Origin of the sequence: Roseovarius sp., from assembly GCF_027019125.1 — a bacterium.
Taxonomy (GTDB): domain Bacteria; phylum Pseudomonadota; class Alphaproteobacteria; order Rhodobacterales; family Rhodobacteraceae; genus Roseovarius.
Genome location: NZ_JALUXE010000030.1, coordinates 383,524 through 405,399, shown reverse-complemented (window position 1 = coordinate 405,399; position 21,876 = coordinate 383,524). Strand labels below are relative to the sequence as shown.

At 63.4% G+C, this 21,876-nt stretch carries 25 protein-coding genes and 1 tRNA gene; 15 read left to right on the top strand and 11 right to left on the bottom strand.

Annotated elements, in window-relative coordinates:
* Positions 1–6 precede the first annotated feature (6 nt).
* The 7 genes from pyc to MVC20_RS14195 all read left to right on the top strand — a co-directional run bounded on the left by pyc (position 7) and on the right by MVC20_RS14195 (position 7,866).
* Positions 7–3,447, top strand: coding sequence for a pyruvate carboxylase (gene pyc / locus MVC20_RS14225; RefSeq protein ID WP_297542486.1), 3,441 nt, complete (start codon positions 7–9; stop codon positions 3,445–3,447).
* A gap of 120 nt (positions 3,448–3,567) precedes the next feature.
* A complete protein-coding gene (locus MVC20_RS14220) occupies positions 3,568–4,368 on the top strand; it encodes a phosphodiesterase (RefSeq protein ID WP_297542485.1) in 801 nt (266 codons plus the stop codon).
* A gap of 16 nt (positions 4,369–4,384) precedes the next feature.
* Positions 4,385–4,774 (top strand): MAPEG family protein, encoded by a 390-nt coding sequence (locus MVC20_RS14215; protein ID WP_297542483.1) that lies wholly within the window; start codon positions 4,385–4,387, stop codon positions 4,772–4,774.
* A 133-nt stretch (positions 4,775–4,907) separates the two neighbouring features.
* On the top strand, positions 4,908–5,201 hold the full coding sequence (locus MVC20_RS14210; protein ID WP_206018417.1) for a ribbon-helix-helix domain-containing protein: 294 nt from the start codon (positions 4,908–4,910) through the stop codon (positions 5,199–5,201).
* A gap of 89 nt (positions 5,202–5,290) precedes the next feature.
* Positions 5,291–5,686 carry a VOC family protein gene (locus tag MVC20_RS14205; protein ID WP_037269852.1) on the top strand — a complete coding sequence of 132 codons (396 nt, stop codon included), beginning with the start codon at positions 5,291–5,293 and terminating at the stop codon, positions 5,684–5,686.
* Between the two features lie 56 nt (positions 5,687–5,742).
* Positions 5,743–6,267, top strand: coding sequence for a Twin-arginine translocation pathway signal (locus MVC20_RS14200; RefSeq protein WP_297542478.1), 525 nt, complete (start codon positions 5,743–5,745; stop codon positions 6,265–6,267).
* 27 nt (positions 6,268–6,294) lie between these two features.
* Entirely contained in the window at positions 6,295–7,866 is a 1,572-nt protein-coding gene (locus tag MVC20_RS14195; RefSeq protein ID WP_297542476.1) for a GMC family oxidoreductase, read from the top strand.
* A 72-nt stretch (positions 7,867–7,938) separates the two neighbouring features.
* On the opposite strand, the gene MVC20_RS14190 is transcribed toward MVC20_RS14195, so the two are convergent.
* Genes MVC20_RS14190 through hisF form a run of 3 tightly spaced genes read right to left on the bottom strand, consistent with a single transcriptional unit; the run spans position 7,939 to position 9,308 of the window.
* Positions 7,939–8,229 carry a Dabb family protein gene (locus MVC20_RS14190; RefSeq protein ID WP_037269127.1) on the bottom strand — a complete coding sequence of 97 codons (291 nt, stop codon included), beginning with the start codon at positions 8,227–8,229 and terminating at the stop codon, positions 7,939–7,941.
* 3 nt (positions 8,230–8,232) lie between these two features.
* On the bottom strand, positions 8,233–8,547 hold the full coding sequence (locus tag MVC20_RS14185; protein ID WP_297542473.1) for a phosphoribosyl-ATP diphosphatase: 315 nt from the start codon (positions 8,545–8,547) through the stop codon (positions 8,233–8,235).
* Positions 8,544–9,308 carry an imidazole glycerol phosphate synthase subunit HisF gene (hisF, locus tag MVC20_RS14180; RefSeq protein WP_297542471.1) on the bottom strand — a complete coding sequence of 255 codons (765 nt, stop codon included), beginning with the start codon at positions 9,306–9,308 and terminating at the stop codon, positions 8,544–8,546. Before hisF ends, MVC20_RS14185 begins: the two co-directional genes overlap by 4 nt.
* A 102-nt stretch (positions 9,309–9,410) precedes the next feature.
* Here hisF and MVC20_RS14175 point away from each other — a divergent pair, with 102 nt between their 5' ends.
* Positions 9,411–9,863 (top strand): DUF302 domain-containing protein, encoded by a 453-nt coding sequence (locus MVC20_RS14175; RefSeq protein ID WP_297542469.1) that lies wholly within the window; start codon positions 9,411–9,413, stop codon positions 9,861–9,863.
* A gap of 15 nt (positions 9,864–9,878) precedes the next feature.
* Here MVC20_RS14175 and hisA read toward each other — a convergent pair whose 3' ends face one another.
* Entirely contained in the window at positions 9,879–10,601 is a 723-nt protein-coding gene (gene hisA / locus MVC20_RS14170; protein ID WP_297542467.1) for a 1-(5-phosphoribosyl)-5-[(5-phosphoribosylamino)methylideneamino]imidazole-4-carboxamide isomerase, read from the bottom strand.
* Positions 10,602–10,736: 135 nt separating this feature from the next.
* On the opposite strand from hisA, the gene MVC20_RS14165 reads away from it, so the two are divergent.
* The gene (locus MVC20_RS14165; protein ID WP_297542465.1) at positions 10,737–11,126 is read left to right on the top strand and encodes a DUF2147 domain-containing protein; all 390 of its coding nucleotides are present in this window, start codon (positions 10,737–10,739) and stop codon (positions 11,124–11,126) included.
* Between the two features lie 55 nt (positions 11,127–11,181).
* Here MVC20_RS14165 and MVC20_RS14160 read toward each other — a convergent pair whose 3' ends face one another.
* The 4 genes from MVC20_RS14160 to MVC20_RS14145 all read right to left on the bottom strand — a co-directional run bounded on the left by MVC20_RS14160 (position 11,182) and on the right by MVC20_RS14145 (position 13,541).
* Positions 11,182–12,114: a glutaminase gene (locus tag MVC20_RS14160; RefSeq protein WP_297542463.1), complete on the bottom strand. Its 933-nt coding sequence runs from the start codon at positions 12,112–12,114 to the stop codon at positions 11,182–11,184.
* The gene (gene hisH, locus MVC20_RS14155; RefSeq protein WP_297542461.1) at positions 12,114–12,752 is read right to left on the bottom strand and encodes an imidazole glycerol phosphate synthase subunit HisH; all 639 of its coding nucleotides are present in this window, start codon (positions 12,750–12,752) and stop codon (positions 12,114–12,116) included. The genes MVC20_RS14160 and hisH overlap by 1 nt, the downstream gene beginning before the upstream one ends.
* Positions 12,753–12,755: 3 nt before the next feature.
* Positions 12,756–13,343, bottom strand: coding sequence for an imidazoleglycerol-phosphate dehydratase HisB (gene hisB, locus MVC20_RS14150; protein ID WP_297542459.1), 588 nt, complete (start codon positions 13,341–13,343; stop codon positions 12,756–12,758).
* A 123-nt stretch (positions 13,344–13,466) separates the two neighbouring features.
* Positions 13,467–13,541: transfer RNA gene (locus tag MVC20_RS14145), tRNA-Gly, on the bottom strand.
* 209 nt (positions 13,542–13,750) lie between these two features.
* Between MVC20_RS14145 and MVC20_RS14140 the strand changes: the two genes are divergently transcribed.
* A complete protein-coding gene (locus tag MVC20_RS14140; RefSeq protein ID WP_297542456.1) occupies positions 13,751–14,077 on the top strand; it encodes a DUF1330 domain-containing protein in 327 nt (108 codons plus the stop codon).
* Between the two features lie 6 nt (positions 14,078–14,083).
* Here the strand turns inward: MVC20_RS14140 and MVC20_RS14135 are convergent, their stop codons facing one another.
* Entirely contained in the window at positions 14,084–15,043 is a 960-nt protein-coding gene (locus tag MVC20_RS14135) for an L-threonylcarbamoyladenylate synthase (protein WP_297542454.1), read from the bottom strand.
* A gap of 137 nt (positions 15,044–15,180) precedes the next feature.
* Between MVC20_RS14135 and MVC20_RS14130 the strand changes: the two genes are divergently transcribed.
* The 5 genes from MVC20_RS14130 to MVC20_RS14110 all read left to right on the top strand — a co-directional run bounded on the left by MVC20_RS14130 (position 15,181) and on the right by MVC20_RS14110 (position 19,277).
* Complete coding sequence (locus tag MVC20_RS14130) at positions 15,181–16,899, top strand: acyl-CoA dehydrogenase (protein WP_297542452.1); 1,719 nt, start codon at positions 15,181–15,183, stop codon at positions 16,897–16,899.
* Positions 16,899–17,942 (top strand): MBL fold metallo-hydrolase, encoded by a 1,044-nt coding sequence (locus MVC20_RS14125; RefSeq protein WP_297542450.1) that lies wholly within the window; start codon positions 16,899–16,901, stop codon positions 17,940–17,942. The genes MVC20_RS14130 and MVC20_RS14125 overlap by 1 nt, the downstream gene beginning before the upstream one ends.
* Before the next feature lie 17 nt (positions 17,943–17,959).
* Entirely contained in the window at positions 17,960–18,412 is a 453-nt protein-coding gene (locus tag MVC20_RS14120) for a hypothetical protein (protein ID WP_297542448.1), read from the top strand.
* A 90-nt stretch (positions 18,413–18,502) separates the two neighbouring features.
* Complete coding sequence (locus MVC20_RS14115) at positions 18,503–18,637, top strand: aa3-type cytochrome c oxidase subunit IV (protein ID WP_297542446.1); 135 nt, start codon at positions 18,503–18,505, stop codon at positions 18,635–18,637.
* A 25-nt stretch (positions 18,638–18,662) separates the two neighbouring features.
* Positions 18,663–19,277 carry a hypothetical protein gene (locus tag MVC20_RS14110; RefSeq protein WP_297542444.1) on the top strand — a complete coding sequence of 205 codons (615 nt, stop codon included), beginning with the start codon at positions 18,663–18,665 and terminating at the stop codon, positions 19,275–19,277.
* 145 nt (positions 19,278–19,422) lie between these two features.
* Here the strand turns inward: MVC20_RS14110 and MVC20_RS14105 are convergent, their stop codons facing one another.
* Positions 19,423–20,763: a S41 family peptidase gene (locus tag MVC20_RS14105; RefSeq protein WP_297542441.1), complete on the bottom strand. Its 1,341-nt coding sequence runs from the start codon at positions 20,761–20,763 to the stop codon at positions 19,423–19,425.
* Positions 20,764–20,766: 3 nt separating this feature from the next.
* Entirely contained in the window at positions 20,767–21,873 is a 1,107-nt protein-coding gene (locus tag MVC20_RS14100; protein WP_297542768.1) for a peptidoglycan DD-metalloendopeptidase family protein, read from the bottom strand.
* Positions 21,874–21,876: the final 3 nt, after the last annotated feature.

Below are 21,876 nucleotides of genomic sequence, written 5' to 3'. Positions count from 1 at the left end.
ACAGGCATGGCCGACTTCAAGAAGATTCTCATCGCCAACCGGGGCGAAATCGCCATCCGCATCATGCGGGCTGCCAATGAAATGGGCAAGAAAACCGTCGCTGTCTTCGCCGAAGAGGACAAGCTCGGGCTGCATCGCTTCAAGGCGGACGAGGCATATCGCATTGGCGAGGGCATGGGGCCGGTTCAGGCCTATCTGTCGATCGAGGAAATCATCCGCGTGGCCAAGCTCTCGGGCGCAGATGCGATCCATCCCGGCTATGGCCTTTTGTCCGAGAATCCGGCCTTTGTCGATGCCTGCGACGCGGCGGGGATCACCTTTATCGGCCCGCGCGCCGAAACCATGCGCGCGCTTGGCGACAAGGCGAGCGCGCGGCGCGTGGCCATCGAGGCGGGCGTGCCCGTCATCCCCGCGACCGAAGTTCTGGGCGATGACATCAAGGAAATTCGCAAGCAGGCCAAGGAGATCGGCTATCCCTTGATGCTCAAGGCGTCCTGGGGCGGCGGCGGGCGCGGCATGCGCCCCATCGAAAACGAGAATGAGCTTGAGGACAAGGTCCGCGAGGGCCGCCGCGAGGCCGAGGCCGCCTTCGGCAATGGCGAGGGCTATCTTGAAAAGATGATCCTGCGCGCGCGCCACGTCGAGGTCCAGATCCTGGGCGACAAGCATGGCAATATGTATCACCTCTTCGAGCGCGACTGCTCGGTGCAGCGCCGCAACCAGAAGGTGGTGGAACGCGCCCCCGCCCCCTACCTGTCAGAGACGCAGCGCGAGGAAATCTGCCAGCTTGGCTACAAGATCTGCAAGCATGTGAATTACGAATGTGCCGGCACCGTCGAATTCCTGATGGATATGGACACCGGCAAATTCTACTTCATCGAGGTCAATCCCCGCGTTCAGGTCGAGCATACCGTGACCGAGGAAGTCACCGGCATCGACATCGTGCAGGCCCAGATCAAGATCGCCGAGGGCAAGAGCCTGATGGAGGCCACCGGCAAGGCCAGCCAGTATGACATCACCCTGCATGGCCACGCGCTCCAGACCCGGATCACCACCGAAGACCCGCTCAACAACTTCATCCCGGATTACGGCCGCATCACCGCCTATCGCTCGGCCACGGGCATGGGCATCCGTCTGGATGGCGGCACCGCATACGCGGGGGGCGTGATCACCCGCTACTACGACAGCCTTCTGACCAAGGTCACGGCCTGGGCGCCCACGCCGGAACAGGCGATCGCCCGGATGGACCGCGCCCTGCGCGAATTCCGTATTCGCGGCGTGAGCACGAATATCGCCTTCGTCGAGAACCTGCTCAAGCATCCAACCTTCCTCAACAATACCTACACGACCAAATTCATCGACACGACGCCCGAGCTGTTCAAATTCGCCAAGCGGCGGGACCGCGGCACGCGGGTTCTCAGCTACATCGCCGACATCACGGTCAACGGCCATCCCGAGGTCGAAGGCCGGGCCCGTCCACCTGCCGATCTCAAGCTGCCGCGCGCCCCGCGCCCCGCCAACCCCGAGATCAAGGACGGCCCCAAGCAGATCCTCGAGCGCAAGGGCGCGCAGGCCGTGGCCGACTGGATGGCCGCGCAAAAACAGCTCCTGATCACCGACACCACCATGCGCGACAGCCATCAGTCGCTCTTGGCCACACGCATGCGCTCGATCGACATGATCGGCATCGCCCCCAATTACGCCCATGATCTTCCCGGCCTCTTCTCGGTCGAATGCTGGGGCGGGGCGACCTTTGACGTGGCCTATCGCTTTCTCGACGAATGTCCCTGGCAGCGCCTGCGCGACATTCGGGCAGCCATGCCCAACCTGCTCACGCAGATGCTTCTGCGCGGCTCGAACGGGGTGGGCTATACCAACTATCCCGACAATGTCGTGTCCGCCTTCGTCAAACAGGCCGCCGAGAGCGGGGTGGACATCTTCCGCGTCTTCGATCCGCTGAACTGGGCCGAGAACATGCGCGTGTCGATGGATGCCGTGCTCGAGTCGGGCAAGGTGCTTGAGGCGGCGATCTGCTACACCGGCGATATTCTCGATCCCGCGCGCTCGAAATACGACCTCAAATACTACCTCTCCATGGCCAAGGAACTGAAGGCCGCCGGCACGCATATTCTCTGTCTCAAGGATATGGGCGGGCTGATGAAACCGGCCACGGCGAGCGTGCTCTTCAAGGCGCTCAAGGAAGAGGTGGGGCTACCGCTGCATTTCCATACCCATGACACGGCGGGCATTGCCGGGGCCACGATCCTTGCGGCCTCCGAGGCCGGGGTGGATGCGGTCGATTGCGCGATGGATTCGCTGTCGGGCAATACCTCTCAGGCGACGCTTGGAACCATTGTCGAGGCGCTGCGCCATACGCCGCGCGACACCGGGCTCGACATCGGGGCCATCCGTCAAATCTCGAACTACTGGGAATCGGTGCGCAATCACTACGCCGCCTTCGAGAGCGGGATGCAATCGCCCACCTCCGAAGTCTACCTGCACGAGATGCCCGGCGGCCAGTTCACCAACCTCAAGGCGCAGGCGCGCTCGATGGGGATGGAGGACCGCTGGCACGACATCGCACGCACCTATGCCGATGTGAACCAGATGTTCGGCGACGTCATCAAGGTGACACCGATTGCCAAGACCGTGGGCGATCTGGCGCTGATGATGGTCAGCCAGGGCCTCACCTGCGAGGACGTGCTCGACCCCAAGACCGAAGTCAGCTTCCCCGACTCTGTCGTCACGCTGATGAAGGGCTATGTCGGTCAGGCCCCCGGCGGCTTCCCCCCCGCCATCGTCAAGAAGGTGCTCAAGGGCGAAGAGCCCATCACCGTGCGCCCCGGCACGCTCTTGCCGCCCGAGGATCTGGACGCGCGGCTTGCCGAATTGACCGAGCGTTTCGGCAAGAAGATCGACAACGAGGACCTGATGGGCAGCCTGATGTATCCCAAGGTCTTTGCCGATTACATGGAACGGCACGCGCAATTCGGCCCCGTGCGCACCCTGCCCACCCGCACCTTCTTCTACGGGATGGAGACAGGCGAAGAGATCACCGCCGAAATCGACCCGGGCAAGACGCTGGAAATCCGGCTGGTCGCGGTAAGCGAAACCCAAGAGGACGGCGAGGCGCGAGTGTTCTTCGAACTCAACGGCCAGCCGCGCACCGTGCGCGTGCCCGACCGGCGGATCAAGAACGCCGTCGCCGCGCGTCCCAAGGCGGAACTGGGCAACCCGAACCACGTCGGGGCGCCGATGCCGGGGGCCGTGGCAACCGTTGCCGTCAAGGCCGGACAAAAGATCAAGGCGGGCGACCTCTTGCTCACCATCGAGGCAATGAAGATGGAAACCGGCCTGCATGCCGACCGTGACGCCACCGTCAAGGCGGTGCATGTCCAACCCGGCAGCCAGATCGACGCCAAGGATCTGCTGGTGGAACTGGAATAACACCCCCCGCCCCCCTTGGAATGTGACCCAAGGGGGGCGATTTCCATTCCCGGAATACGCTTCCGCAACCGCCTCACTTGCGCCATGCTGCACGGCATATGCCCAAGGACAGGCCGCGCCATGCAGAAAATCCTCGTCTTCACCGACATTCACATCGTGGCTCAGGGCCAGACCATCATCGGCCTTGATCCCTATGCCCGCTTTACCCAGGGGCTGAGCCACGCGCTCGCGCGCCACCCCGATGCCGCGCGCATCGTGCTCTGCGGCGACCTGACCCATCGGGCCAAGCCAGAGGAATACGCCCGTCTGCGCGGGGCCTTGGCCGACTGCCCCCTGCCCGTCAGCCTCATGCTTGGCAATCACGACCGCCGCGCGCCCTTCCTCGACACCTTCCCCGAGGCCGCACGGATGGAAACGGGGCATGTTCAGCATCACGTCGACATCGGGGCGCATCGGCTGATCTGTCTCGACACGCTGGACGAAACCGCCCCGGACCTGCATTCAGGCCACCTCTGCCCCGCGCGCCTTGATTGGCTGGAGCAGCGTTTGACCGAGGCCGGCACAGGGCCGGTCATCGTCTTTACCCATCACCCGCCCATCGACACGGGCTTTGCCGGGATGGATGCCATCGGGCTGCGCAACCGCGCCGAGTTCATCGCACGCCTCAGGGCGGCGGGAAATGTCGTCCAGATCGTATCGGGCCATGTGCACCGCACGGTTCAGGGATCGGCGGGGGGCATTCCCACAGCCATCCTCAAGAGCCCCTGCCACCAGATGCCCATGGCGCTTGACGCAGAGGATACCAGCCTCTCGATCGACGAACCCGGTGCTTATGGCCTCTTGCTGCTGACCGAGACAGGGGTGATTGTTCATACCGAGGATTTCACCCTGCCGCCGGTCCCGTCGGCCACCTATTCCTGAACAGAAAGCACATCGCATGTCCCTTGCTATCGCGCCTCTTTACGCGGGCCTCATCGGCCTTCTCTTCGTCCTCCTGAGCGTGCTGGTCATTGCCGCGCGCTTCAGGACCAATGTCTCCATCGGTGACGGCGGCAAGGATCTCCTGATCCGCCGCATCCGGGTGCAGGCGAATTGCGCCGAATACGCACCCCTTGGCCTGATCCTGCTGGGGATGGCCGAACTTCAGGGCGCGCCGGGATGGGTGGTGCATCTGCTGGGGCTGATGCTTCTGGCCGGGCGGGTATTCCATGCCGCCGGATTTGGCCGGGTGCCGGAAATCATGCCGCTGCGCAGCGCCGGGATGGTGCTGACCTTTGCCATGCTGATTCTGACCGCGCTCGCCAATATCGGCCACGCGCTGCTCTGACAGACCGCCCCGCGCAGGCGGGCACGGTGCAGAAGGCTTCCCCTGCTGGCAAAAATCGTCCATCATCCTAAAACGTACTGAGATCCGCGCCGCGCGCGCCCCCGCCGTGGCCCGGATGAGGGAGGACCTGATCATGTGTCGAATCTTTGCCGGGCAAGACCCCGACCGTTACGCGCTTGTAACCCGCCGCATGCGCCTCAATGGCCAGAGCACGAGCATCCGTCTTGAGAAATCCTTTTGGGGTATTCTCGACGAAATCGCCGAGAGCGAAGGGCTGACGACCCCCGGTTTCGTGTCGAAACTTCATGCCGAAGTGCTGGAACTGCACGGCGAGCCGGCCAATTTCACCTCGCTCTTGCGCTGCACCTGCCTTGTGCACCGCGAAAACCCGCTCGAGGCGGACGCGCGGCAGATGGCGGCGGAGTGAGACAAATCAAGGCGTAGTATCCCCTTACTACCCGGCCCTGCCCCGCTTTGGTAACTTTTCCGAACCAAATACAGGTTTCGGAGGGCATGATGGCCAAAGCCATTCACAGCATGATTCGCGTTCTCGACGAGGCGCGGTCGGTCGATTTCTATTCTCGCGCCTTTGGGCTGCGCGTGGCGGACCGGCTCGATTTCGAGAAATTCACCCTTGTCTACATGTCGAATGACGAAAGCCCGTTCGAGGTGGAACTGACCATCAACAAGGGTCGGACCGAACCCTATGATCGCGGCGATGGCTATGGCCATCTGGCCGTGCTGGTCGAAGATCTCGCGGCAGAACATGCGCGGTTCGAGGCCGAAGGCCTCAATCCCCGCAAGATGGTGGAATTCGCCCCCGACGGCGAACTCGTGGGCAAGTTTTTCTTTGTCGCCGATCCTGACGGCTATGAAATCGAAGTTCTGGAACGCGGTGGGCGTTTCAAATGAGAGCAGGCGCGCGTCCTCACGGGGGCGCGCGCATTCATTTTATGGGAGGAGAACCAATGACTGACACCAATGCCCGCAAAGGGCTGACCCGGCGCGAGTTGCTCTCGCGCTCAATCGCGGCGGGCGCAAGTTTCGTCGTGGGGGCCGGCTTTGTCGCCAGCACCGATGCCGCCTGGGCGCTCGAGACGCAGGCACTCAAGCCCGAGACCATGGCCACGCTGATCCAGATGGCGCGCGACATCTATCCGCATGACCATCTGGCCGATGAATACTACGCCATCGCGGTCAAGGGCTATGACACCGCCGAGGCCGCAGAAGCCGTCGAGGCCGGTATCGCTGGCCTCAACGCCGCGGCGCAGGGAAAGGGCCATGCCGATTACCTGAGCATCGGATGGGAGCGTGACCGCGTCGACATCCTGCGCGGCATCGAGGACAGCCCCTTCTTTCAGCAGGTGCGCGGCGGGCTGGTGACCGGCCTCTATAACCAAAAGGCGGTCTGGCCCCTCTTCGGCTACGAGGGCGAGTCCTTCAGCCAGGGCGGTTACATCAACCGCGGCTTTGACGACATCAACTGGCTTTAGGCCATAGCCATCTAGGGAGGAAAGACTATGGCTGCACCTTTTGATCATAACGACGACACGGTGATCGTTGTCATCGGCACCGGCGCGGGCGGCGGCGTGCTGTCCAACGAACTGGCACAACGCGGCATTTCCGTCGTGGCACTCGAAGCGGGCGGGCGGTATCTGCCCGAGGATTACATCAACGACGAATGGGAAAGCTTTGGCCAGCTGGCCTGGCTCGACCCGCGCACCACATCGGGCGACTGGCGCGTGGCACGCGATTTTTCCGGCCTGCCTGCCTGGATCGTCAAGGCCGTGGGCGGCACCACGACCCATTGGGCCGGGGCTTCGATCCGCTTTCAAGACCACGAATGGAAGGCCGCAACCACCTATGGCCCGGTGCAGGGCGCAAACCTGCTCGACTGGCCCATCGACGCGGCGGAAATGGCCCCCTGGTATGATCTGGCCGAGAAAAAGCTGGGCGTGACGCGCACCAACAATCTCGCGGGCCTGCCGGGCAACAACAATTACAAGGTGTTCGAGGCTGGTGCCAAGGCGCTCGGCTACAAAGAGGTCCACACCGGCCGCATGGCCATCAACTCCGAGGAATATGACGGGCGCATGGCCTGCCAGCAGACCGGTTTCTGCTTTCAGGGCTGCAAATGGGGCGCGAAATGGTCCGCGGCCTATACCGACATCCCGCGCGGCGAGGCCACGGGCAATCTCGAAGTGCGGTCAAAGGCGCATGTCGCGCGCATCCTGCATGACGAAAGCGGCAAGGTGACGGGGGTCGAGTATTTCGACGAGGCGGGCAATCTCCAGATGCAAAAGGCACGCGCCGTTTGCGTTGCGGGCAACTCCTTTGAATCGCCCCGCCTGTTGCTCAATTCCGCGTCGTCGATGTTCCCGGACGGTCTGGCCAATTCCTCGGGCCAGGTGGGGCGCAACTACATGCGCCACATGACCGGCTCGGTCTACGGCGTGTTCGACAAGCCGGTCAAGATGTGGCGCGGCACGACCATGGCGGGCATCATCCAGGACGAAGCGCGGCACGACCCCTCGCGCGGCTTTGTCGGCGGCTACGAGCTGGAAACGCTTTCGCTCGGTCTGCCCTTCATGGCGGCGTTCCTCGATCCCGGTTCCTGGGGCCGCGAATTCACCACCGCGCTTGACGCCTACGAGAACATGGCCGGCATGTGGATCGTGGGCGAAGACATGCCGCAGGAGACCAACCGCGTCACCCTCAACCATGACGTCAAGGATCAGTGGGGCCTTCCGGTCGCCAATGTGCATTTCTCGGATCACCCCAATGACATCGCGATGCGCAACCATGCCTACGGCCGGGGCACTGCGGTCTACGAGGCGGTGGGGGCCACCCGCACCTTCCCGACGCCGCCCTATCCCAGCACGCATAACCTCGGCACCAACCGCATGTCCGAGAACGCGCGCGACGGGGTTGTGAACAAATGGGGCCAGACCCATGACATTCCCAACCTCTTTGTCTCGGATGGCTCGCAATTCACCACGGGGGCGGCGGAAAACCCGACGCTGACCATCGTGGCGCTGGCCATTCGGCAGGCCGATCACATTGCGGGCGAGATGTCACGCGGCAACCTCTGATCGGTTGCCCCGTCCCTCCCCCGGCGCCTCAAACTCTCCCCGAGGTGCCGGGGGACATGGGCCAAACGGCCGTTATTCGGATTTGAAATCCGCCGCGATGCGCAACTCGCGCAGCGGCCGGACAAGGGCTATGCACTCGGCATAGATCGGATCTGCCTTGTAGGCGGCAAGTGCGGCCTCATCCGTGAATTCCGCATAGACCACCAGATCGACCTGCGCCCCGGCAATGGCATCGCTCTGGAGATTGCGCCCCACCTCGAAATGCGAGGAATGGGGTATCCGCGACAGCATCATCAGCCCGTCGCGGATACGCTCGATATCGTCCGGGTTGGCGGCGGAAAAGAATACAATATGGCGGATCATGTCTCAGTCTTTCGAGCGGGAGGCTTTTTCTGTCAGGCCAGAGGTGCCCTGACGGCGGGCAAGTTCGGCCATGACGTCTGATAGGGCGACATCGCGGGATTGCAGCATCACCAACAGGTGAAAGAGCACGTCCGCCGCCTCCGAGGTCAGCCGCGCACGGTCGCCCTTGACCGCCTCGATGATTGCCTCGATGGCCTCTTCGCCGAATTTCTCGGCGCATTTTTCCGGCCCCTTGGCCAGCAATTTCGCCGTCCAGCTACTCTCGGGGTCGGCCTCTGCACGCGCGGCGATGATACGGGCCAGATCGTCAAGCGTCATGCGGCCAACCTCATCGGGATGCCTGCCGCGGCCATATGCGCCTTGGCCTCGGCAATCGTGTAGGTGCCGAAGTGAAAGATCGAGGCGGCAAGCACAGCCGAGGCATGCCCTTCGATGACCCCTTCGACCAGATGGTCGAGCGTGCCCACACCGCCAGAGGCAATGACAGGAATATCCACCGCATCGGCAATGGCCCGCGTCAGCGGCAGGTTGAACCCCGCCCGCGTCCCGTCGCGATCCATCGAAGTCAGCAGGATTTCCCCCGCCCCCTTCTCGGCCACCAGCCGCGCGAAATCCACCGCGTCGATGCCTGTAGGCTTGCGCCCGCCATGGGTGAAAATTTCCCATTTGCCGGGGCTCACGGTTTTGGCGTCGATCGCCACAACGATGCACTGGCTGCCAAACTGATCGGCGGCGCGCGCCACCACATCGGGATCGGCCACGGCGGCGGAATTGAAACTGACCTTGTCCGCCCCCGCCAGCAAGAGCGCGCGCACATCCTGCGCGCTGCGTACCCCACCGCCCACGGTCAGCGGAATGTAACAGGCCTCGGCGGTGCGGCGCACCACGTCGAACATCGTGCCCCGATTCTCATGCGTGGCGTGAATGTCGAGGAAACACAGCTCATCCGCCCCCGCCGCATCATAGGCCCGCGCGGCATCGACCGGATCGCCCGCGTCGCGCAAATCGACAAAATTCACGCCCTTGACCACACGGCCATCGGCGACATCGAGACAGGGGATGATACGGGTCTTGAGCATAGTGTCGCTGTTACAGGAATTTCACGCCGCTATGTATGGGCAAATCGGTTAACATGCCAGAGGATAAGACCCATATCAGTGTTGCAAATGAAGGAGTTTACCATGAAGCGTTTACTTGTCGCAGCCGCGATGACCCTGACCGCCCTGCCCGCCTTGGCCAGTGACGACGATATCATCAAGGTCAAATCCACCTCCGATGTGGCCACGACCATGGACCGGCTCGAAGCAGCCGTAACCGGGGCCGGGGCCACGATCTTTGCGCGCGTGGATCATGCGGCGGGCGCGGCCAGCGTCGATCTGGCGCTTGATCCCTCGCAGGTGCTGATCTTCGGCAACCCCAAGATGGGCACGGCCGCGATGCAGGACGATCCGGTGGCCGGGCTGTTCCTGCCGCTCAAGGTGCTGGTCTATCAGGATGGCACGGGCGCGACATGGCTCGCCTATCAGGACCCCAAGGATATGTTCGACGATACCGCCATCAACGACGACGCCGACTACATCAAGATGATGACCGGCGCGCTTGGCAAGCTGACAGGTGCGGCCGCAGGACAGTAACCGTTCTGGCCGCGCTCAGCCCCTGAGCGCGGCCAAGGCCGCCCCAAGATCGAGCGCCCCGTCATAAAGTGCGCGGCCCGAAATCGCCCCATCGAGCGCCACGCCACAATCGCGCAGCGCGATCAGATCCTCCAGCGACGACACCCCGCCCGAGGCGATCACAGGAATACTGACCGCACGGGCAAGCGCCGCAGTCGCCTCGATATTCGGGCCCTGCATGGCCCCATCCCGGTTGATATCCGTATAGATGATCGCCGCCACCCCGGCATCCTCAAAGGATTTCGCAAGGTCGGTTGCTTCCACATCGGTCTCGGTGGCCCAGCCCTTGGTCGCCACGCGGCCACCCCGCGCGTCGATACCAACCGCCACCTGCCCCGGAAAGGCGCGCGCCGCCTCGCGCACCAGCGCGGGGTTCTCCACCGCCACCGTGCCCAGAATAACCCGCGCCAGCCCCTTGGCCAGCCACCCTTCGATGGTGGCCATATCGCGGATCCCCCCGCCCAATTGCGCAGGCACCTTGCAGGCCGACAGAATCGCCTCGACCGGCGCTGCATTGACCGGCACCCCGGCAAAGGCCCCGTTCAGATCCACCAGATGCAGCCAGTCACAGCCCGCCGCGACGAACTCCATCGCCTGCGCCGCCGGGTCATCGTTGAACACGGTCGCAGCGCCCATATCGCCGCGCAAAAGACGCACGGCCTTGCCGTCCTTGAGGTCAATGGCAGGGTAAAGGATCATCGCGCGGGCCTTTCATGTAGATGTCCCGCGCGCTTTGGCATGCACAGGCGCGAAATGCAACGCGACCCCACGTCAGACTTGATTTGTAGCGCCTCCGTGGCACAGGATTTTCGCGAATGTCAGGGAGGATCAGACATGCGTAAACTGGTGATGATGACGGCGGTGTTCACGATGGGGGCCGGGATGGCGATGGCAGAGCCGCTCCTGGGCACATGGCGCACCGCCAAGGATGACAATGGCCATTCCGGCCTGATCGAGGTGGCGCCCTGCGGCGCGAAACTCTGCGGCACGCTGATCAAATCCTTCGATGAGAACGGCAAAGAAATGCAGAGCAAGAATATCGGCCGCAAGATCATTTCCGATACCGCCCCCACGGGCGGCGGCGAATACAAGGGCAAGGTCTATTCGCCCGACCGCGACAAGACCTATAACTCCAAGCTGCAACTCTCGGGCGATACGCTCTCGGTCAGCGGCTGCGTGTTCGGCATCTGCCGCGACGGCGGCACCTGGCAAAAGGTCAAGTAAGAGACAGAGGGCACGGGGCGGATGCGGCGCATCTGCCCCTGTGCATCTATCTCTGTCAGGCTGGCCCGAAGACCGACCAGCCGATCCGCGTGGTCAAACGCTCCATCGCCTCGGTGCCCAGCTTGGAATTGCCATAGTGGTTCAACCCCGGCGACCAGACCGCAATCGCGGCAACGCCCGGCACGATGGACAGAATACCACCGCCCACGCCGCTCTTGCCCGGCAGACCCACGCGAAAGGCGTAATCGCCCGACCCGTCATAATGCCCGCAGGTCATCATCAACGCATTGATGCGCCGAATACGCGCTCGTGACACCAGACGCGGCGCGCCCGGTGCCCCCACCAGAAACAGCCCGGCATTGGCCAGCTGCGCACAGGTCATCTCGACCGCGCATTGATGGAAATAGGTGCCAAGGCTCAGCTCCGGCGGGTTCTTGAGGTTGCCATGCGACAAGAGGTAATGCGCGAGGGCGAAATTCCGGTGGCCTGTCGCGATTTCGGACCGCGCCACGCGGTCGTTGATATGGATCGCCTCATCCCCTGCCGCCGCCCGTATGAACCGCAAGAGCGCGCCAAGGGTTTCGCGCGGGCTGGAGCCTTGCAACACCGCATCGGTGGTCACGATCGCGCCCGCATTGATGAACGGATTGCGCGGATAGCCTTTCTCCAACTCCAAGAGCAGCATCGAATCAAACGAATGACCCGACGGCTCGCGCCCCACCCGCGACCAGAGCCGGTCGCCCAGCTTCCCAAGCGCCAGGGCCAACATGAAGACCTTGGACACGGATTGAATCGAAAACGGCACCTGCGCATCGCCCGCCATCACCGTGGGCAAGCCGGGGCGCGCAATGGCGATACCAAACTGGTTCAGGTCCACGTCCGCCAGTTCGGGGATGTAATCCGCCACCTTGCCCCGGTCATCCGAGGCCCGCGCAATTTCCGTGATCTCGTCCAGCACCGGCTGGAGCGGGGGCAGCGCCTCCGCCATCAGGGGTTCCAGCGCAGGAAATTCGCGATCATGCGCAGGCCGGTCTGCTGGCTTTTCTCGGGGTGAAACTGGGTGCCCACCATCGTGTCGCGCCCGACCACGGCGGTAATGGCCCCGGCATAATCGACATGCGCCAGAAGATGCGCGGGATCATCCACCCGGAACTGATAGGAATGGACGAAATAGGCGTGATCGCCCGTGCTGATTCCATCCAGCACCGGATGCGCATGGTCGATCACCAGATCGTTCCAGCCCATATGCGGCACCTTGAGCGACGGGTCCGAGGGGGCAATCGGCCCGACCGTGCCGCCGATCCAGTCGAACCCGGCGGTTTCCTCATATTCCAGCCCGCGCGTGGCCAGCATCTGCATGCCGATGCAAATCCCCATGAAGGGACGCGCATGGGTGATCACCGCCTCTTCGATCGCCTCAAACACGCCGCGATGGTCATAAAGCGCCCGCCGACAGGCCGGAAAGGCCCCATCCCCCGGCAGCACGATCCGCGCGGCCGCGCGGATGGTCTCGGGGTCCGAGGTCACGACCACCGCCCCTGCCCCGGTCTCTTGCGCCATGCGCTCGAACGCCTTTTGCGCCGAGTGCAGATTGCCGCTCTCGTAATCAACAATGACGGTGGTCATGGGTCAAAGACTGCCCTTGGTCGAGGGAATCGCATCCGCCTTGCGCGGGTCGGTCTCGACCGCTTCGCGCAGGGCGCGTGCCACCGCCTTGAACGCCGCTTCGGCCATGTGGTGGCTGTTGATCCCGTGCAGCGCATCGACATGGCATGTAATCCCGCCATGGGTGCTGAACGCCTGAAAGAATTCCCGCACCAATTCGGTGTCGAATGTGCCGATTTTCTGCGTGGGCAGGTCCATGTTCCACACCAGATAGGGCCGCCCCGACAGGTCCAGCGCGGCACGCACCAGCGCATCATCCATGGGCAAGAGGCACGCGCCATAACGGCGAATGCCGCGCTTGTCGCCAAGCGCCTGTGTCAGCGCCTGCCCCAATGCGATTCCCACATCCTCGACCGTGTGGTGATCGTCGATATGCAGATCACCGGCGCAGCGCACGGTCATGTCGATCAGCGAATGCCGCGCGAGTTGATCCAGCATGTGATCAAAGAACCCGACCCCGGTCTGATTGTCGTACCGACCGCTCCCGTCGAGATCGACGGTGACAGTTATATCGGTTTCGGCGGTCTTACGGGTGATTGTGGCGCTACGCATGGGGTCTCCGTCCGGCTTTCGTGGCTCTATACTGCGCCCTGTGGCGCAGGCCAAGCCTCAAGCACGAAGTGTCACGATCCCCCCGGCGGATCGCTCCAAATTTCTCAATGGTTTTGGGAAATTTGGAGCGGGCGAGGCGATTCGAACGCCCGACCCTAACCTTGGCAAGGTTATGCTCTACCCCTGAGCTACGCCCGCATCCTTGGGTGAGGCGTGATCTATAAACTCTGGCGCGCGGCTGCAAGAGGAAAATTCGCGGCACCCGGAAAATTTTTGCGCGACGGCAGCGCGGCGCGGTTGCGACCTAAGTAGGAGCGTCAAATTGCTCGGCCCCGGCGCAGGCCGTGCTAGGCTGTGCGGGCGGTTGGGCCATGGGGATGGTGGCCCGTCACATCAGGAGGAAACGCATGCCAGCCTATCTTATCGCACAGGTCAAGATCACCGACGATGCCTGGGTCCCCGATTACGCGGCCCGGACACATGACATCGCCGCCAAACACGGCGGGCGCTATCTCTCGCGCAGCGCCAATATCGCGACACTGGAAGGCACAGCGCCCGACACCACCCTGATTGCCCTGATCGAGTTTCCCTCGGCCGATGCCGCCCGCGCCTTTGCCAGTGATCCCGACTATGCGCCGCTGGCTCAGGCCCGTCAGGCGGGCAGCGAAGGGCATTTCTGGGTGATTGACGACACCGATGCCGCAGGCTCGATTCCCTATCTGCCCAAAGGCTAGAGACTGTTACCCCGGCAATCTCTCGTCGCGCGGTGCCGCCGCGCGGCGCAAACGATCGTTGATGGCACGACCAAGCCCAGTTTCGGGAATGGGCGATACCGCGATCGGTGCCCCCCGCGAATCAAGTGCGTGCAGATGACCAAAGAGATTGGCCGCCGCCTCGACCAGATCGCCGGAGGGCGACAGGTTCAGGTCCGCGTCCACCGGCCCGAACCCGAGCAGCACCTCTCCGGCCCGCCGCTCGCGCGCGTCCAGACGCACGGGCGCACCCGGCGCGTAATGGGATTGCATCTGGCCGGGGGCCACCAAAGGATCATCGGCGGAATGGCGTACCAAATCCGCGTCCAGAAGGGACTCGATGGACTCAACCGGCACCCCGCCGGGGCGCAGCAGACTGGGCCGCCCAACCAGCCCCACGATGGTGGATTCCACCCCCACCGCACAGGCACCGCCCTCGATCACCGCCTCGATCCGCCCGGAAAGCCCCGCCAGAACATGCGCTGCCGTGGTCGGGCTGATCCGCCCCGAGGGATTGGCCGAGGGGGCCGCCACCGGGCCGCCAAACTCGGTCAAGAGCCCCTGCGCCACGGGATGCGCAGGCACGCGGATGGCCAGCGTCGGCAACTCCGCCGTCACCAGCGGCGAGAGACCTGCATCAGCAAGCAGCGGCAGCACAAGTGTCAGGGGACCGGGCCAAAAGACAGAGGCCAGAAGTTCTGCGGCATCCGACCATTCGACATAGCGCCGGGCCGCCTGCGCACTTGCGACATGCACGATCAGCGGATTGAAGCGGGGGCGCCCCTTGGCCTCGAATATCCGCGCCACCGCCCGGTCGTTGCGGGCATCGGCCCCCAAACCATAGACGGTCTCGGTTGGAAACGCGACAAGACCACCGGCAGACCAAATCGCAGAGGCCGCTGCATAACCGGCGGCGTCCGCTTGCAATAATTCGGTTGCATTTGCCATATACGTCCCCTGACCTGACGCGGCGTTTTGGTTGCCGCCGCTGTGCCTTTGGCTAGTCTGACTATCAAACCCGGATCACTACAGGCCTTCCTTGCGGATGCCAAGCGACGCCGACGAGATGAAAAGGAAAACGGAACATGCCCTATCGCGCCCCTGTTGATGAGTATCGCTTTCTGTTCGAGCAAATTGTTGGCCTGTCCCAGGTGGTCGAGACCGACCGTTTTGCCGAGGCGACACCGGACATGACCGCCGCAATCCTCGCCGAGGCTGCGCGCCTGTGCGAAGAGGTGCTCTATCCTTTGCAACGGAATGGAGACCTCCATCCCGCCCGGCTTGAGAATGGGGTCGTGCGCACCTCCCCCGGCTATGCCGAGGGCTATCGCGCAATTGCAGATGGTGGCTGGGTGTCGATCAGCGCGCATCCCGATCATGGTGGCATGGGGCTTCCGATGACGGTGACGACCGCCGTCAACGAAATGATGTCCTCGGCCTGCCTCTCGCTGCAACTCAATCCGTTGATGACCCAAGGCCAGATCGAGGCGCTGGAGCATCATGCCTCGGACGACCTCAAGGCGATCTACCTGCCCAAACTTGTCAGTGGCGCATGGGCGGGCACCATGAACCTGACCGAACCGCAAGCCGGATCCGATGTGGGCGCGCTGCGTTCCAAGGCCGAACCAAATGGCGACGGCACCTATGCCGTAACCGGCCAGAAGATCTATATCTCCTGGGGCGATAACGACTTTACCGAAAATGTTTGCCACCTCGTGCTCGCCCGTTTGCCCGATGGCGTGCCGGGCACCAAGGGGATCAGCCTCTTCCTGGTGCCCAAGTTCATCCCCGATGAGAACGGCAACCCCGGCAAGCGCAACAGCCTCAAGGTCGTGAGCCTCGAGCACAAGATGGGCCTGCATGGCAGCCCCACAGCGGTCATGCAATACGATGGTGCAACCGGCTGGCTGGTGGGCAAGCCACATGATGGCATGCGCGCCATGTTCACCATGATGAACAATGCCCGGCTTGGTGTGGGCGGTCAGGGTATCGGCGTGGCCGAAGGCGCCTATCAGCACGCGCTGGCCTATGCGCTGGATCGCAAACAGGGCCGCACCCCGGTTGATGGCGGGTCAGGCAGCATCATTGACCATGCAGATGTGCGCCGGATGCTGGCCACGATGAAGGCCGACATCTTTGCCGCCCGCGCCATCGCGCTGGCCTGTGCCCAGGCTATCGACATGCAGACCGCGACCGGCAAAGCCAATTGGGCCGCGCGCGCGGCCTTTCTCACCCCGATTGCCAAGGCTTTTGGCACCGATACCGGGATCGCGGTGGCCGAAATGGGCGTGCAGGTGCATGGCGGCATGGGATTCATCGAGGAAACGGGGGCCGCGCAATATTCCCGCGACGTGCGCGTCACCGCGATCTACGAGGGCACCAACGGCATTCAGGCCATGGATCTTGCGGCGCGCAAGCTCATGGATGGCGGCGAGGCGGCCTATGCCTTGCTCGACGAGATCGAGGCACAGGCAGAGACTGCCCGCGCCAGCCTTCCCGCATTGGCCGAACCGGTCTGGCAGGCCACCGAGAGCCTGCGTGAAGCGGTCGAGTGGATGCTGGGGCAAAAGGACCTCAACCAGCGGTTCGCCGGGGCGGCGCCGTTTCTGCGCGGCTTTGCGCGGGTCTTGGGTGGGCATTTCCACCTCAGGGCGGCCTTGGCCGAGGGCGGGAACGGGCCACGCACGCGGCTTGCGCGCTTCTACATCACGCGCCTCTTGCCGGAACACGCGAGCCTCTTGGCCCATGCCACGCAAGGGGCCGACGATCTCTATGCCCTTGCACACGAGGATTTCGCGGCCTGATGGATGGCGGCCCGATCATAGCCACGCCCTGGGACACGCCGCCCCCAACCGGAGCCGCGACCGAAGTGGCCCCCGGCGTGCTCTGGTTGCGCCTGCCGCTGCCCATGGTGCTCGATCACGTCAACATCTACGCATTGGATGAGGGGGATGGCTGGACCATCGTCGACACCGGCATCCATTCCAAGCGCAGCGTTGCCCTCTGGGAAGACATCCTGTCAGGCCCATTGCAAGGCCGCCGGGTCCGCCGCGTGATCCTGACCCATCATCACCCCGACCATATCGGCATGGCGGGTTGGCTGATGGCGCGCTTTGGTGCAGAGCTTTGGGCCTCGCGCACAAGCTGGCTCATGGCGCGGATGCTGATCCTCGATGTCGAGGATAGCCCGACACCACAGGCCCTCGCCTTTTCGCGGGCGGGTGGGATGGACCCGGAGATTTACGAGGCCCGCAAATCCGAGCGCCCCTATAATTTCTCTGATATCTGCGCCCCCATCCCGGTGGGCTATACCCGCATCCAGGAAGGCGACGTGATCCGCGCGGGCGGCTACGACTGGGATGTGCGCATGGGCGGCGGGCACGCGCCCGAACATGTCACGCTCTGGTCCCGCGATGCAAACCTGGTGATCGCCGGCGATCAGATCCTGCCCGGCATCAGCCCCAATATCGGCGTCTACCCGACCGAACCAGAGGCCGACCCTTTGGCCGACTGGCTGGCCGCCTGCGACCGGCTGGCCGCCCATGCCCGCGACACGCATCTCGTGCTGCCGGGGCACAAGCTGCCCTTTACCGGCCTGCCCTTTCGCATGCAGCAGCTGCGCGACAATCACCACGGCGCGCTCGACCGGCTGCGCGGCTTTCTTGTGACACCGCGCACCGCGGCCGACTGTTTTCCCCTGCTCTTCAAGCGCCAGATCGACCGGGGCACGTATGGCCTGGCACTGGTCGAGGCCGTTGCGCATCTCAACCACTTGTTGCACGCTGGCGAGGTGACACGATGGCGGCGCGACGACGACGCGTGGCTCTGGCAGATCAAAGGCCGCTGACAAAGGGGGACAGGCCCATGGACCCGACCATCCACACCACCGCCGAGGCCGCAGAGGCCGACGCCATGCCGCGCGCCCATGAGGTGCATTCCGACCCCAACCAACCCTGCATCGAAACAGCCGCGCAATCCCTGTCCAACGACGCAGGCCACACCAAGAGCCCGGCTCAATGGGCCTATGAACGGCTGATTCTCTATATCCAGAACTTTGAAAAGACACTCGACGAGGCACATGAGGTGGCGATGGGCTTTGCCGGCAGCGACAGTGGCGTGATCCGCATCGAAGGCATGGGCTATTTCGAGCCCGACATCCTGACGTTCTACGGGCAGGACCAGATGGGCATGCGCACACAGCTTATCCAGCATGTCGGCCAACTCAGCGTTATGCTGCGTGCCCTGCCGAAACAGGTCGAGACAGCCGAGCCGAACCGAATCGGATTTCGCCTCGCACAAGACCTCAACAAAGCCTGAAGCCGCGACAGCTTGGGTGGTGACAGCCCCTGTCAAATGGGCTATCCAACGCCGGAATTTGAACGGAAGTCAGCAAGGGACACACGCGACATGGCCGAGCACAAGCATGGTGAAATGAATATCGACGTTCAGCAAAAGACCTTTGACGGGTTCATCAAGTGGGTAACATATGTCGCCGTCGGCTGCATTGCGCTGTTGCTCTTCATCGCGGCGGTCAACGGCTGATCTGCGCGCCTGCCGAGGATAGATCATGCGGTCATTGGTTCTGGCGCTTGCCGCCTCTTTAACGCTGGCGGGATGTGCGGCGGAATCGATCTGGGCACCCGATGAAGAGGTGGCGCGCGCTGCCTATCGTCATGATGGGCCGCCGCGCCTGACCCTTTACACGATGATCAACAACAACAACGGCTCGGGCGCGCATACCGCACTGATGGTGAACGGTTCGCAGCGGGTGATTTTCGACCCCGCCGGATCATTCAACAAGGCCGGGCACCTGCCCGAGCGCAATGACGTGCTGTTCGGGATCAATCCTCAGGTCGAGGATGTCTATACCCGCTACCATGCGCGCCAGACCTACCGCGTGCAGATCCAGCAGCTCGACGTGTCGCCGGAACTGGCGGAACGCGCGCTGCAACTGGTCAAGGCCAATGGCCCGGTGCCGCAGGCACAATGCTCCTTTGCAACCTCGCGCATCCTGTCAGAGCTGTTTCCGGGCCAGATCGGCACCTCTTGGTATCCGCGCAAGACGGCCGAATCCTTTGGGAACATTCCAGGCGTCACCGAGCAAACGCTTTACGAATATGACAGCGACGACAATTCCAATGTTCTCGCCGCCTGGGATCCGCAGCGCGCAAAGGCGCAGTGACGAAGGCCGGGATTTGCCATGCACGGGTGGTTGCTTGTGCAAGCCGCAAAATGCCCCGGAGAAGAACCCGCCAACCCCGTGAAAACAAAAACCCCGCCCGTGCAAGACGGGCGGGGTTTTGCTTTTTAGGAATTGAACCTCGGTTTTATTCCGGCTGACCCTCTGCCATGACCGAGAGACCGCGCAGAATATCAATGGCATAGGCGAGTTGATAATCGTCTTCGCGCAGTTTGGCCGCCAGTTCGGCCCGCGCCCGGTCTTCTTCGATCTGCTTGATCTCATCCTCGGTCAGGCTGTCGTTGCTCAGACGCCCGCGAAGATCGGCCTCGGACCGGTCGGGCCGTTTGGTGGCATCATCCTCCTCGGTCTGCGGCGCGCGGCGCGGTTGCTCGACCAGAATGTCGGGGCTGACGCCAAGCGCCTGGATGGACCGGCCCGAAGGCGTGTAGTAGCGCGAGGTGGTCAGGCGCATCGCGCCATTGCCCCGGAGCGGCATGACCGTCTGCACCGACCCTTTGCCGAAACTCTTGGTGCCAACAACGATGGCCCGGTGATGATCCTGCAAGGCCCCGGCCACGATCTCCGATGCGCTGGCAGAGCCGCCGTTGATCAACACGACAATGGGCTTGCCATTCGCCAGATCACCCGGCGTGGCATTGAAGCGCTCGCCATCCTGCGGGTTGCGGCCCCGTGTGCTCACGATCTCGCCCTTGTCGAGGAAGGCATCCGAAACCTTGATCGCCTGCGTCAGCAGACCGCCGGGATTGTTGCGCAGGTCAAGCACGATCCCGCTCACCTTGTCCTCGCCGCCCAGTTCTTCGATCTTTTCGGCCAGACCGCTGGCAAGATTGGCATAGGTCTGATCGTTGAACGTGGTCACGCGCAGCACGACGGCATCTTGCTCGGCGCGCGCCCGCACCGCCGTCAGCTTGATCGTATCGCGAATGATCGACACGTCAAAAGGCTCCGGCGAGCCCTCGCGTACCACGGTAATGATGATTTCGCTGCCCACCGGCCCGCGCATCAGGTCAACCGCCTCGTCAAGCGTGAGACCAAGAACGCTGGCCCCGTCCACATGGGTGATGAAATCACCCGCCTCGATGCCCGCCTGATCCGCCGGGGTGCCGTCCATGGGCGAGACCACCTTGACGAACCCGTCCTCTTGCGTGACCTCGATCCCCAGCCCGCCGAATTCACCACGCGTCTGCACCTGCATATTCTCGGCGTCATCGGGAGAGAGATAGCTTGAATGCGGGTCGAGCGAGGTCAACATGCCATTGATCGCCGCCTCGATCAGATCCTTGGTCTCGACTTCTTCAACATATTGCGCCCGAATCCGCTCGAAAATATCTCCGAAGAGATCGAGCTGTTCGTAGACGTTGCTGGTCGTCTCGGCCTCCTGTGCCAATAGCGGGGCGGCCACCTGTGTCGTCACAACAGCACCGGTCAGAATGCCGGCAGAGGCGGCCATCAGGAATTTTTTCATGTCTCAACCATCCTTATCGGTCTTGAACCACGTAAGCGGGTCCACTGGAGAATTGTCTTGCCGCACCTCAATATAGAGCGTCTGTGTGCGTCTGGCACCCGTATCCTGCGCATCGGCGGCAAGAAGCAGATCGCCTTCGCTTCCTGCCCCTCCCATCAGCCCCACCGGGCTGCCGCCCGGCAGAACTTGCCCTGCCTGACCATAAACAACATCGAGACCCGCAAACACCAGCAAAATCCCCGCTTGCGGTTCGAGAATGATCACATTTCCGTAGTCGAGCAAGGGGCCGCGATAGCGCACCGTGGCCGCACTGGGCGTGGTGACAAGGGCGCGCGGGCGTGTGGCCAAGAGAACACCGGGGCGCACGACCCCGGCGGCGTCCGCTTCCCCCGCACGGCGCAGGATCACCCCCTCCGCAGGCAACGGCAACGCGCCCTTGCGCGCCGTGATGTCAGGCAGGCTTCCAGGTGCCTCGTCCACCGCGATCTCGCTCAGACCGCTGGCGAATCCCTCCAGCGTCTCGGTCGAGGCGATGAGCAGCGCCGTCCTGACCGGATCCTCGGTAAAGCGGCGCGGCAGGTCGGTGCGCTCGGCCACGGCGATGCTGAGCGCGGTGCGCGCCTCTTGCACGCCCTCCAGACCCTCTTGCAACTTGTCCGCCGCACTTTGCTGGAGCACGCGCAGCACGCTCAACTCCTGCACCTTGTCGCGCAATTCAAGCGCGCGGGCGTCCAGTGCGGGGGCCACCTCGGACAGGATCATCCCGGCCCGCGCCGTGCCAACCGGCCCCGAGGGATGCATGAGCAGCACCGGCACCGGCGCATTGCCCATGGTCGAAAGCACCCCGAGCAACTGCGCGATCTCGGCCTCGCGCGCCTGCAACTCAGCACCAAGCGCCTGTTCGCGGAGTGACGCCCGGCGCAAACCGTCGCGCATTGCCTCGAGCCCGTCTTCATAGGCCGCGATCACCTGGGTCAACGCCTTCACCCGATTCTGCGCGCCTTCCGCCTCTGCCAACGCCTCTGCCGCAAGGCTGAGCTGTTCGCTCGCGTCGCGCGCCGCCGATGCGGGGTCCTGTGCGGCGACAGGCGACAGCCCTGCAAAAAGCATCAA